This window comes from Proteus sp. CD3, from assembly GCF_008808075.1.
Classification (GTDB): Bacteria; Pseudomonadota; Gammaproteobacteria; order Enterobacterales; family Enterobacteriaceae; genus Proteus; species Proteus appendicitidis.
On sequence record NZ_CP019686.1, the window covers coordinates 1,814,409 to 1,827,141 of the forward strand.

The 12,733-nt window shown below is 38.7% G+C and carries 13 protein-coding genes; 4 read left to right on the forward strand and 9 right to left on the reverse strand.

Features of this window, described 5'->3' with window-relative positions; genetic code table 11:
• Positions 1 to 9: 9 nt before the first annotated feature.
• On the reverse strand, positions 10 to 297 hold the full coding sequence (locus BTA34_RS08265) for a YcgL domain-containing protein (RefSeq protein WP_069369136.1): 288 nt from the start codon (positions 295 to 297) through the stop codon (positions 10 to 12).
• A gap of 133 nt (positions 298 to 430) precedes the next feature.
• Here BTA34_RS08265 and minC point away from each other — a divergent pair, with 133 nt between their 5' ends.
• From minC to minE, 3 genes are read left to right on the forward strand one after another with little or no spacing between them, the layout of a single operon-like run.
• Positions 431 to 1,132, forward strand: coding sequence for a septum site-determining protein MinC (minC, locus tag BTA34_RS08270; RefSeq protein ID WP_151435247.1), 702 nt, complete (start codon positions 431 to 433; stop codon positions 1,130 to 1,132).
• Between the two features lie 22 nt (positions 1,133 to 1,154).
• Positions 1,155 to 1,967, forward strand: a complete 813-nt coding sequence (minD, locus tag BTA34_RS08275) for a septum site-determining protein MinD (RefSeq protein ID WP_023582090.1) — start codon at positions 1,155 to 1,157, stop codon at positions 1,965 to 1,967.
• A 3-nt stretch (positions 1,968 to 1,970) separates the two neighbouring features.
• The gene (minE, locus tag BTA34_RS08280; protein ID WP_023582089.1) at positions 1,971 to 2,240 is read left to right on the forward strand and encodes a cell division topological specificity factor MinE; all 270 of its coding nucleotides are present in this window, start codon (positions 1,971 to 1,973) and stop codon (positions 2,238 to 2,240) included.
• A 372-nt stretch (positions 2,241 to 2,612) separates the two neighbouring features.
• On the opposite strand, the gene rnd is transcribed toward minE, so the two are convergent.
• The 5 genes from rnd to BTA34_RS08305 all read right to left on the reverse strand — a co-directional run bounded on the left by rnd (position 2,613) and on the right by BTA34_RS08305 (position 9,241).
• On the reverse strand, positions 2,613 to 3,731 hold the full coding sequence (gene rnd, locus BTA34_RS08285; RefSeq protein WP_151435248.1) for a ribonuclease D: 1,119 nt from the start codon (positions 3,729 to 3,731) through the stop codon (positions 2,613 to 2,615).
• 98 nt (positions 3,732 to 3,829) lie between these two features.
• Positions 3,830 to 5,518 carry a long-chain-fatty-acid--CoA ligase FadD gene (gene fadD, locus BTA34_RS08290; protein WP_151435249.1) on the reverse strand — a complete coding sequence of 563 codons (1,689 nt, stop codon included), beginning with the start codon at positions 5,516 to 5,518 and terminating at the stop codon, positions 3,830 to 3,832.
• A gap of 301 nt (positions 5,519 to 5,819) precedes the next feature.
• Complete coding sequence (locus BTA34_RS08295) at positions 5,820 to 6,416, reverse strand: Slp family lipoprotein (RefSeq protein ID WP_151435250.1); 597 nt, start codon at positions 6,414 to 6,416, stop codon at positions 5,820 to 5,822.
• A gap of 87 nt (positions 6,417 to 6,503) precedes the next feature.
• On the reverse strand, positions 6,504 to 7,205 hold the full coding sequence (tsaB, locus tag BTA34_RS08300; protein ID WP_151435251.1) for a tRNA (adenosine(37)-N6)-threonylcarbamoyltransferase complex dimerization subunit type 1 TsaB: 702 nt from the start codon (positions 7,203 to 7,205) through the stop codon (positions 6,504 to 6,506).
• 92 nt (positions 7,206 to 7,297) lie between these two features.
• Positions 7,298 to 9,241 (reverse strand): ATP-dependent DNA helicase, encoded by a 1,944-nt coding sequence (locus tag BTA34_RS08305; RefSeq protein ID WP_151435252.1) that lies wholly within the window; start codon positions 9,239 to 9,241, stop codon positions 7,298 to 7,300.
• An 85-nt stretch (positions 9,242 to 9,326) separates the two neighbouring features.
• Between BTA34_RS08305 and BTA34_RS08310 the strand changes: the two genes are divergently transcribed.
• Positions 9,327 to 9,671, forward strand: coding sequence for a RidA family protein (locus BTA34_RS08310; RefSeq protein WP_098942664.1), 345 nt, complete (start codon positions 9,327 to 9,329; stop codon positions 9,669 to 9,671).
• A 140-nt stretch (positions 9,672 to 9,811) separates the two neighbouring features.
• Here BTA34_RS08310 and mdtI read toward each other — a convergent pair whose 3' ends face one another.
• The 3 genes from mdtI to zwf form a co-directional block, all read right to left on the reverse strand.
• Positions 9,812 to 10,144: a multidrug/spermidine efflux SMR transporter subunit MdtI gene (gene mdtI, locus BTA34_RS08315; RefSeq protein WP_151435253.1), complete on the reverse strand. Its 333-nt coding sequence runs from the start codon at positions 10,142 to 10,144 to the stop codon at positions 9,812 to 9,814.
• 2 nt (positions 10,145 to 10,146) lie between these two features.
• Entirely contained in the window at positions 10,147 to 10,587 is a 441-nt protein-coding gene (gene mdtJ / locus BTA34_RS08320) for a multidrug/spermidine efflux SMR transporter subunit MdtJ (RefSeq protein ID WP_072068468.1), read from the reverse strand.
• Positions 10,588 to 11,173: 586 nt separating this feature from the next.
• A complete protein-coding gene (gene zwf / locus BTA34_RS08325; protein ID WP_088495462.1) occupies positions 11,174 to 12,649 on the reverse strand; it encodes a glucose-6-phosphate dehydrogenase in 1,476 nt (491 codons plus the stop codon).
• Between the last annotated feature and the right edge of the window lie 84 nt (positions 12,650 to 12,733).

Genomic DNA, 12,733 nt, shown 5'->3' on the forward strand with positions numbered 1-12,733 from the left:
CTCGATGATTTATTCAGTTTTTTCTGATTTTTTTAATTCATCTAAATAAGCATTTAACATACTTTCGACAGGTGGCGGAACTTGTAAGTAAAAACCCTGCTCAACTAATGCTTTTTTGACTTTTTCAATGTCAGCATGCGCTAAACGCTGTCTATCCGCGAGATTAAGCAACATTGAAAACTGTGGTTCGCCAAAACTTTGTAATAATTCGTCCGGAATTCGAGAGAAATCATCCTTTTTTTCGATGTATAAATAAGTTTGATCACGTTTGGTACTACGGTAAATTGCACAAATCATTTTCATTAAACTCTAATTATTAAAATAAGCGACTTGCCTGAATATTTTAGTAAATATAACATGCTTATATACTTTCGTAATATCGTCTCTGGTTTTTTGTGCCAGATTATAAAAAATTTACTGAGTCAGATAGATGTCAAACACGCCCATTGAGTTAAAAGGCAGTAATTTTACCCTTTCAGTACTCCATTTAAACGATGGAACACCGAAAGTTATTCGTCAGGCGATTTCAGAAAAAATTGCACAAGCGCCTCAATTTCTGAAAAACGCACCTGTGGTTATCAATGTCTCTGCTTTAGCAGATGAAAATATTGATTTTAAAAAACTGAGGCGAATTGTAGAAGATGCTGGCTTACGCGTCGTGGGAATTAGTGGTAGTTCAAACGCTCAACAGAAAGAAGCGATAATTGCCGCACAGTTACCTATCTTAAATGAAGGTAAAATAGTTAAGCCAAGCACTCAGGCAAATAACGATAAAACGAATGAAGCACCGACAGTTGTTCGTCAAAAAACAAAAATCATCCACACTCCTGTTCGTTCAGGTCAGCGTGTTTATGCTCAAAATAGCGATTTAGTCGTTATCAGCAATGTAAGTGCAGGTGCTGAATTAATTGCTGATGGTAATGTTCATGTCTACGGTGTATTGCGTGGACGTGTGCTGGCAGGAGCATCGGGTGATAAAGAGAGCCATATTTTTTGTACACATCTGTCTGCTGAACTTGTTTCTATTGCTGGTCAATATTGGCTAAGCGACCAAATTCCTACAGACTTTGTTGGTAAATCAGTACAACTGAGTCTGCAAGAGAATGAATTAACAATCGAGAACTTAATTTAGAGCATCGACAAGGAATCACTCCATGGCACGCATTATTGTTGTTACGTCAGGTAAAGGTGGGGTTGGTAAAACAACTTCCAGCGCGGCCATTTCTACCGGCCTCGCTCAAAAAGGTCATAAGACGGTTGTTATCGACTTTGATATTGGGTTACGTAATTTAGACCTTATCATGGGTTGTGAACGTAGAGTTGTTTATGATTTTGTTAACGTTATTCAGGGCGATGCATCTTTAAATCAAGCATTGATTAAAGATAAGCGTACAGAAAATCTGTTTATTCTCCCTGCGTCACAAACAAGAGATAAAGACGCGCTCACCCGTGATGGTGTCGAACAAGTATTAGATGAACTTGATGAAATGGGTTTTGATTTTATTATCTGTGACTCACCTGCAGGTATTGAAAGTGGTGCATTAATGGCTCTTTACTTCGCAGATGAAGCCATTATCACAACAAACCCAGAAGTATCATCTGTACGTGACTCCGACCGTATTTTAGGTATTCTTGCCTCTAAGTCACGTCGTGCTGAACGTGGTGAAGATCCAATTAAAGAACATCTGCTATTAACTCGTTATAATCCAGGTCGTGTTAACCGTGGTGACATGTTAAGTATGGAAGATGTCCTTGAAATTCTATGCATTCCACTATTGGGTGTTATTCCAGAAGATCAATCTGTTTTACGTTCATCTAACCAAGGTGAACCTGTTATTTTAGATGGCGAATCTGATGCAGGTAAAGCCTATTCAGATACAGTAAATCGTTTGTTAGGTGAAGAACATCCATTCCGTTTTATTGAAGAAGAGAAAAAAGGCTTTCTGAAACGCCTTTTTGGGGGGTAAAAGATGGCTTTACTAGATTTTTTCCTGTCGCGTAAAAAGTCAACAGCTAATATTGCCAAGGAGCGTCTACAAATTATCGTAGCAGAACGCCGCCGTGGTGATAGCGAGCCAGCTTATTTACCTGATATGAAAAGAGATTTATTAGGCGTCATCTGCAAATATGTGCAGATAGATCCAGAAATGCTTTCTGTTCAATTTGAACAAAAAGGTGATGATATCTCGGTATTAGAGCTAAATGTGACTTTACCTGAGAGTGAAGAACCTACAAAGTAAATCATATTTTACGCTTTATATAAGTCATTATTCACAGAGCCAGCCATGAACTATAATTAATTTGATTGGCTCTGTGTTTAATTATATACAAATTGAATGCACCTGAATGCGCAAATAGCGCTATATCTCGTTGCTATTTTAATCATTGGTGATAAGTCAAAGGAGGCAAGTTATTTCGTAATAACATCTATATTTACTAAAATTTTATTTAACCTATTTATAGCCTTCACCTTTTCTAGGTGTTTTTTGTGTGCAAAAAATAAGAGCCTCAAAAGAGACTCCTATTCGTCATGCTTTATTTTGTTTATTTATCGAACTAATAATCCATCTTATTTTGGATATAAGAGATTAGAAAATAAACAATGCGTGAAGCTATGGATATTGCGCAAGGATCTCTGTCACTTTCTCTTCTAATAATGCTTTACGCCAGCGCGAAGTCAGTTCAGGTTGCCCTTCTTTTATTTTCCAATGAACACTCAATAATTGATTTATTTGTCTTCTTGAAGCTAATAATTCAGGGTTATAACGCTTGTCTTCACTAATTTCTTGAATAACCGATTTGATTGCTTTAAACGCTTTTTTATAGTTTGGTTGTTCAATTAAATTACCAATAGGCTCTGGGCAATCTTCATCTTTAATTTCTTTTGCTTTAACAACAAAATCTAATAAACGACGACCATGGCAACGGATCTCTTGCCCTGAAAGCGATAATGCATCGAGTTCTGCCAATGATGAAGGAAGATAACGCGCAACAGACCATAAATGTTCTTCTCTTACAACAAAGTTTAATGCCATATCACGAGATTTAGCTTGATTTAAACGCCACTGAGCAAGCATTTGTAAGCATGCTAGTTGCTGACCTTTTAATTGCCATGCATTGCTAATATCACGATAGGCAAGCTCTGGTACAACCGTTTCTTGCCGACGTTCTGCAATCATGTTGCATTCATCTGCAATTGCATCCATATAGCCTGCTTCTTCCGCCTCTTTAATTAATTTTTCAGCTAAAGGTAGCAAATAGAAAACATCACCACTGGCATATTGGCACTGTTTTTCAGTTAAAGGACGCGCTAACCAATCTGTTCGGGATTCACTTTTATCTAGTGCAACATTTTCATATTTCTCAACTAATGTCGCAAAGCCACAAGAGATGGGATGCCCTAAGAATGCAGCAACCACTTGAGTGTCAATCATAGGTGTTGGAACACAGCCAAACTGGTGAGAAAAGACTTCGAGATCTTCACTCCCTGCATGAAGAAACTTCATAATTTCTGGGTTTGTTAATAGTTCAACAAAAGGCGTCCAATCCTTAATTGCTAACGGATCAATAAGAGAGATCTGTTTACCGTCATACATCTGGATCAAACCAAGATGTGGGTAATAGGTACGTATGCGGACAAACTCTGTATCTAAAGCTATTTGTGAAGCCTCTGAAGCGGCTTTACAGGCGGTATCTAGTGCAGTGTCTGTCGTAATCAATTGATAATTCAAAACAGGTTTCTCTTGTTTTTATGTCTAATGACTTTTTATGTAATCACAAAAACGCCGGTATAAACCGGCGAAATTGAAAAAGGTTATTGAGTGTTGTATCAAGATTCAGTTGAGGTTTTCAACCCTTTTTCTTCATTTCTTAACTCTCTGCGTAAAATTTTACCAACATTTGATTTTGGTAATTCATCGCGAAACTCAATAATTTTAGGTACTTTATAACCTGTTAGGTAACGACGACAGTGTGTTTTTATTTCATCTTCTGTTAATGATGGATCTTTTTTCACAATGAAAACTTTAACTGTTTCACCTGAGTTTTTGCTTGGTACGCCAATCGCAGCCGATTCTAAAACCTTAGGATGCGCCGTAACAACCTCTTCGACTTCATTAGGATATACATTAAAGCCTGAAACTAAGATCATATCTTTTTTGCGGTCAATGATGCGAATAAAGCCTTCGTCATCCATTGTGGCAATATCACCAGTTGCAACCCAACCATCATGTAAGACTTCATCAGTTGCATCAGGGCGATTCCAATAACCTTTCATGACTTGAGGGCCACGAACCCACAATTCACCGCCTACAGTGCGGTCAACTTCGTTACCTTCATCATCGATAAACTTAACGTCTGTTGAAGGTACAGGCAATCCAATACTGCCACTGTATTTTTTCAGATTATAAGGGTTACCCGTGACTAAAGGAGAACATTCAGTCAAACCATAACCTTCTAACAAGTGCTTGCCCGTTAGCTCTTCCCACTCTTTCGCAACACTACTTTGAACAGGCATACCACCGCCGACAGAGAGGTTTAATTTGGAGAAATCAAGCTGACGGAATTCTGGATTTTGTAACCAAGCATTAAATAAAGTATTTACACCCGTAATTGCCGTGACAGGGTAACGTCCTAGTTCTTTAATTGTCCCTTTCACATCACGAGGATTGGTAATAAGTAAATTTTTACCACCAATTTCAATAAAGAGCAGACAGTTTACGGTTAAAGCAAAAACGTGATACAGCGGTAACGCCGTAACCACCAGCTCTTTACCTATATTTAGTGCAGGTACATAAGCTGCTTTTGCTTGTTCAAGATTTGCCAACATATTGCGGTGCGTTAACATTGCACCTTTAGCAATACCTGTTGTTCCCCCTGTGTATTGCAAGAAGGCTAAATCACTTCCTGTAATTTCAGGTTTGATATATTGCATACGATAACCAAAATGCATTGCTCTACGGAATGAAATTGCATCTGGTAAGTTATATTTAGGCACTAATCGTTTGATATATTTAACAACAAAGTCAACTAATGTTGCTTTAGGACGAGATAGTTGATCACCCATTCGGGTTAAAATAACGTGTTTAATACTGGTATTAAATACGATTTTTTCGAGTGTATGCGCAAAGTTAGAGACGATTACAATGGCAGTTGCACCACTGTCATTTAACTGATGTTCAAGTTCTCTTGGTGTGTAAAGTGGATTTACGTTTACGACAACCATGCCTGCACGAAGAATACCGAAAAGCGCGATAGGATATTGCAGTAAATTAGGCATCATTAAGGCAACACGATCACCTTTTTTTAATCCTAAGCCGTTTTGCAGGTATGCTGCAAAAGCACGGCTACGCTCTTCAAGTTTGCGATAAGTCATGACCTCGCCCATATTAATAAAGGCGGGTTGATCTGCGTAATTTGCGACAGCGTTTTCAAGCATCTCAGCAAGAGATGCGAAACGGTCCGGGTCAATTTCAGCCGGAACATCTGCCGGATAACGTTTAAGCCAGACTTTTTCCAAAGTAGTACTCCTGATTAATCGCACTTCTTGAGTTAATATTATGTTTCATTTTTAACAAAGTATTAACTCATCCTACCAGCACAAACAATTTTCTGTTGTGAAGATGCGAAGTGTGTCACTAAATATTTTATTTTTAGATTAACAAAAAAGAAGGCGGTCAAAACCGCCCTCTCTTTTATTTTTATTCAACTTTAATAACTCTATTAGATAGTTACCTAATATATTATAGGCGTTGATTATACACCGTTTCATACAAATGGAGATAAAATATTATATCGTCATGTAATTAAATACCCATTTTTTATTCTAAAATGGGCACAACCTGACCAGTTCCATATGGATATCCACCATAACCGCCATATCCATGGTGATAACCCCAATATGGGCCATCTCCATAATATCCCCACATCATAACAGGTGCTGGCATAATAACTTGTTGTGTCAGTGTCCAACGTTTCATACCCGTCACATCAATACGCAAAAATGGGTAGCGAGCCTCACCAACTTTGCCAGATTCAACACCTTTAATGGTACCAACAACAGTGACATACTGATTTTTATAATCAGTAGGATCTAAGAAGTGCATAACATTAGCATAGAGACGCCCAACAGAAGGTTGTTGCAATTCGGGCGCAGCATCGTATTGAGAAAGAGGCATAACAGCAATTTCTAGCTGTGTTGACGATTGAAGATTTTTAACATCAATCACACGTCCACCAAAACGCCCTTCTTGACCAATATAAAGCTCCGGTGCAACAAAAACGCCATTTAAATCAGTAACAGGTGTTGCCGATGTACCTTTTATTGATTCAGGTATAGAGACGCATCCCGCCAGAAACAAAGCACCAGATAAAAATAGCGCTTTGCTTACCAAACGGTAGTTTAATTGTCTGTTCATAAACCACCTCATTGCAAGTCATTATTGACGTTACTCTATAGTACTATTATAGCTTTACTCTTCGATTTCTAATAGATACTCACAAATCTATTCACGACCGGGCAATTTTTTCCACGTCACTTCATTACGTAAATAGACAGGTTCAGCCTCTTCAACTTTAGTTGCTTTACCTTCATGCCAAGCAGTTACAGCAAGAGGTAACATATCTTGTGCAGCAGGAAGCGTAATTTCAGTTTCCACAACGGTGAAAGGTAGCGTTTCTTTTAAATCAGGATAAGCTTGCCAGCCTGTACCGGCTATTGCCCATGTTCCTGTTGTTGATTGTAATGCTTCAATAAATTGCTCAGGTTTCATCACCGCTTCAGTATCTTCCCCTACCCAAGCACCTGCATCATTACGCTGATATTGAGCGCAATAAATTTCACCCATACGAGCATCAATGGCCACGAGAACTTGTTTTATACCCGTTGTTCTAAAGACACCTTCAGCCATTGTGGCAAGTGATGAAATACCAATCATGGGTAACTCAGCACCTAACGCAATACCTTGAGCAACACCCACACCAATACGAACTCCTGTAAAACTTCCTGGGCCTCGTCCAAAAGCAAGTGCATCTAATGATTGCAATGTAATGTTTGCTTCTTCTAAGGCGCTTTTCACCATAGGTAAAATCTTTTGTGTATGTTCACGAGGTGAGATTTCAAAACGTGAAGCAACAACACCTTCATTCCAAACTGCAACTGAACAAGATTCGGTTGCAGTATCAATTGCTAAAATTCGCAGTGACACGCCATAACTCCGGCAAATTCGATAATTAAAAGAGAAAGAATAATATCATAATAGTGTTCAACAGAATAAACACACATTCTGTGCGATCGCTACTATGAATCCGATATTTCTTGTGTTTCATTCTGCTGTGCGCGTTGGCTCAAAAAGGTCATTGTTTTTTCGAGTGAACGCGTTCGTGGTGATGGCGGCAAACTGCTTAAAAAAACTTCGCCATAAGCACGAGAAACCAACCTATCATCACAAACTATAATCGCACCATAATCGTGTACATCACGAATTAATCGCCCGACACCTTGTTTTAAACTAATAACCGCATCAGGAATTTGAACATCCCTAAAGGCATCCCCACCGCGCAATTCACAATCTTCAATACGCGCTCTTAATAAAGGATCATCAGGTGCTGTAAAGGGTAATTTATCAATAATCACACAAGACAAGGTATCGCCACGCACATCGACACCTTCCCAAAAACTTTGAGTCGCCACTAAAAGTGCATTTCCTGATGAGACAAATTTTTGCAGTAATTGCGTTTTGCTCATCTCACCTTGCATCAATACGGGTAATGGCAAACTGGCTTTAAACTCTTCGGCAAGTCCCCGCATCATGGCATGTGAAGTACAGAGGAAAAAACAGCGGCCTTGGTTCTTTAAAATAACAGGCGTTAGCATAGTGGCTAAACGTTTCGCCGTATAAGGTTGATTTAATGGTGGCAAATAGCGTGGCACACAAAGTAGTGTCTGATGTTGATAATCAAACGGGCTGTTTAAAATCAGTGTTGTCGCATTTTCTAAGCCCAATCTATCTGTGTAATAAGACATCTGCTCATTGACAGAAAGTGTTGCCGAGGTAAACACCCAACTGCTTTTATGTGATTTGATAAGCTCACGAAATTTATCTGCAACAGAAAGTGGCGTAATCGCCAGTAAAAAATGGCGGCCATAACTTTCAAACCAGTAGCTATAACCCGGAATTGTGGTATCAATCAGGCGCTTTAAGCGATTGCGATAAACAGTTGCGCGTTCAAAAGCACTATCGAGTAATTGACTTCGCCCTAACGAAAGTTTCATTACGTCATAGCTCAGTTCTAAGGCATCATCCAGTAACGTGAGAAAACGTTTTGTTTCACCACCTTGCACTAATTCACGTAAATTTCCACGATAACCTGTCTCACCTAACGCTAAGCGAAAATCCATCACCATTTGCGTTAATCTATCAGCACTTTTTTGCAACTGAACTTGATCACGAACTTCTGTGCGATAAGCGACGGTCATATCTCTGGCGAGATCAAAAAGCTGTCTACTCGTAAGCTGTTGACCAAAATAGTGGCTGGCGATATCTGGAATTTGATGGGCTTCATCAAAGATCATAATTTCAGCTTCCGGAATTAGCTCACCAAAACCGGTATCTTTAACGACCGTATCTGCCATAAATAAATGGTGATTAACCACCACTATATCTGCATCCATTGCTTTTTTACGTGCGCTTAAAACATAACACTCTTTATAGCGAGGACAATCACTTCCTAAACAGTTATCGTTAGTGCTAGTGACTAAAGGCCAAACTCGGCTATCTTCCGCAACACTATGACAACGACTCACATCACCATCTTCGGTCTGTGTTGACCATTGGCGTACATACATTACATCAGACAAAACTTCGGCTTCAAGATCGCCACCACTTAGCATTTGCTGATCAAGTCGCTCTAAACAGAGATAGTTAGAACGCCCTTTTAATAACGCCGTATTACCATCATAATTAATCGCTTCGATGATCGTGGGTAAATCTCGACTATATAATTGATCTTGCAAGGCTTTAGAGCCTGTTGAGATAATCGTTTTTTTACCTGAACGCAACGCAGGCACAAGATAAGCATACGTTTTTCCGGTACCTGTACCCGCTTCAGCGATAAGTACACCTTGTTTATCAATAGTTTCTGTTATTGATTTCGCCATTTGTCGTTGAGCTTCACGGGGATGAAATCCTGGAATAGTTCGGGTTAAAATCCCGTTTTCTGCAAAATCGTCTGACACAGGCATACTCTTTTTATAAAATAAGACGTAAATTATGCCAGTGGATTACCAAAAGTACCACCTATGCCGTTAATACAAAGGAGAACTCATAGTGACAATTAAACGTATCGACCCCGAAGATCGCTGGTCTGAAGCCGTTATTCATAACGACACAATTTATTACACTGCAGTGCCAGAAAATTTATCAGGCGATATTATTGAACAAACAGCGGACACGTTAGCGGCAATTGACGTTTTATTACAACGTGTAGGTTCTGATAAAACTAAAATTCTTGATGCAACCATTTTTTTAGCTGATAAAGCCGACTTTGAAGGCATGAATAAAGCGTGGGATGCATGGGTTGCTAAAGGTAGCGCACCAGTGCGCTGTACTGTACAAGCGCAATTAATGCACCCTGAATATAAAGTTGAAATTAAAATTATTGCGGCAATGTAAATAGGTATTATTTATTAACCTTTTATGTTGGTATAAAAAAAGCTGAATTCATAAGAACTCAGCTTTTTTAATGTCACTTATTTGCTGTAATAATTAGATTTTTTGTTTTATCAATATCTCATTTATTAAGTTAATTAGATTTAGGCAAATTTAATCATTACCATACCAATCAGTAATAATATAATTCCACCCCATCCTTTATAATTAAGTCTCTGATTAAATAAAATCCAACCAGCAGCGATAGTTGCAATGATTCCGAATGCGCCCCAAAGAGCATAAGCAACCGAAAGCTCTATCCCTTTAACTGCCATTGCCAGTGCACTAAAGGCACCTAATACACAAAATAGTGATAATATTCCTAAGCCCATTCTGCTAAAGCCATTAGACATTTTTAAGAATATATTGGCGACAATCTCAAGCGCTACGGCAAGTATCAAAAACGCACCATGCCACCATTCAAATTGAGCTAACATAATTAAGCCTCCTTAATGTTGGCAGGAATTGGCTTATTCGCTCCTTTTACAGCACTGGCAACGTGCTTGGCTTTACCGGCAATACTTTTTACCGAATCTGTTGTTTTCTTAGCAACAGCCGATTTTTTAGTGCCTGATTTTATCAACGTGATCCCTGCAATTAACATTGCTAGACCACCTAATTTTAATGGTGAGAGTGATTCACCAAACCACAGAACGCTGAATGTCGTAATAATGACAATTCCAATACCTTCCCACAGTGCATATGCTACACCTAATGCCACTTTTTTAACGGCGATGGCTAAAAAGATATAGGAAGTGGCAATCATTAACCACATCACTATCATACCGGTGTAACCACCGCTTACACTGGCGTACTTCATCGATAAAGTACCGATAACTTCACAAACAATAGCTAATGCTAAAAATATCCAATAAATCATTTTTTCATCTCTCATACACATTTGAAATACGCCGAAACGTTTCTTGCGCAGAAGATAGAGAATATGTAGATAGTCTTTCTGGCGGCAATAGTAGCCGAACGTTAAGGCAACGTCATTTCCTGATAACTCAGGAATTAAGATGAGAGATTTCTATAATGCGCCACACCAGTAGTGTTCGCTGGATAAAATAGCAGAAAGGAATAACTTATAGGTAGAACGTTTAACTTTGACGCTTTTGGCGCTAGTCATGATTATTTATTCTTTCATCGCACAGACCATCCGCACGATATACTCCGAACCCTCATATAAGATGGTTAAATGTTACATGATATTTCTATCACGCCAAATTATTTAAAGCAATGCTTTTGAGCAAATTTTTTTAGTTAATTGGTTGGTTTTGTTTAAGTTTTAATTTTTCATCACATCATGCTTTATCGATTTTATGAATAGTTATTGAAACAAATTTCGTTTTAGCATGGGTTTTATTCATCTATTAGCAAGTAATTATGCTTAAAAATATTTTCTGAACAAAAAAACACCCAGCATAACTGGGTGTTTTCTTTTTAGAATGGACAATCAAAATCAATTATTCAATTTCATTCCAAGAACGACCATCACGGGTGATCATTGCAACAGATGCAACAGGTCCCCATGTGCCTGCTTGATATGGCTTAGGTAACTCATTATCGCATTCCCATGCATTGATAATTGAATCAACCCATTTCCATGCTTCTTCTACTTCGTCACGACGCACGAAGAGCGCTTGAATACCACGCATAGCTTCTAACAATAAGCGTTCATAAGCATCCGCTAAATGCGTTTGATTGAATGTTTCAGAGAAACTCAAGTCCAGCTTAGTGGTTTGTAAACGGTGCTTATGATCAAGCCCTGGTGCTTTGTTTAGCACTTCGATATCAATACCTTCATCTGGCTGTAAACGAATAGTCAGCTTATTTTGTGGTAACTCTTGATAAGTCTCACTGAAAATATTCAGTGCCGGCTTTTTAAAATAAACCACAACTTCTGAACATTTACTTGGTAGACGTTTACCTGTTCTTAAATAGAACGGAACACCTGCCCAACGCCAGTTATCGATATCAGCGCGGATTGCCACAAATGTTTCTGTATTGCTGGTTTTATTGGCACCTTCTTCATCAAGATAACCGGGTACTTTTTTACCTTGAACAAAGCCCCCCGTATATTGTCCACGAACTGTTTTTTCGCGAATATTCGTATTATCAATACGACGCAGTGAACGTAACACTTTCACTTTTTCTTGACGGATACTATCAGCCGTTAAATCTGCTGGAGGTGACATCGCAATCATAGTCAGGATTTGTAATAGGTGATTTTGCACCATATCACGCATTTGACCTGCTTGATCAAAGTAGCCCCAACGTCCTTCAATGCCCACTTCTTCTGCAACCGTAATTTGGACATGATCAATCGTTTTATTGTCCCAGTTGTTAACAAATAGTGAGTTTGCAAAGCGCAGTGCTAATAGGTTTAAAACGGTTTCTTTACCTAAATAGTGGTCAATACGATAAATTTGAGTCTCTTTAAAGTATTTCGCCACGCTATCGTTAATAGAAACAGAAGACGCTAAGTCTGTCCCTAATGGTTTTTCCATTACGACACGATTAGGCTCTTTATTTAATTTTGCATGACCTAGTCCCTGACACATCGCGCTAAAGGTACTTGGCGGCATAGCAAAGTAATAGATAGCTGGTAATTTATCTTGTTTTAGATGCTTTGATAACTCAATGAAATGGTCGGTTTCATTAACATCAAGATTACAAAAATCTAAGCGATCACTTAAACGTTGCCAAATTTCAGGGTTAATTTCTTCTTTTAAAAAGGTTTTTAACGCTTCGTGAGCGACATTTTTATATGCCTCAACATCCCAATCAGCACGACCGACACCAATAATGCGAGAGTCAGGGTGAATATATCCTGCTTTTTCCAATTGATATAATGATGGAATGAGCTTACGGCGTGCTAGATCCCCTTTCGTACCGAAGATAACCAGATCACAGGCCTGAGCAGTCGATATCGCTGCCATAGAACGTCTCCTCATGATGAGATTTTGTAATTTTGTTACAGAATTTTGTATTAATGTACTCTTTTGGATGTATTCAGTAAATAC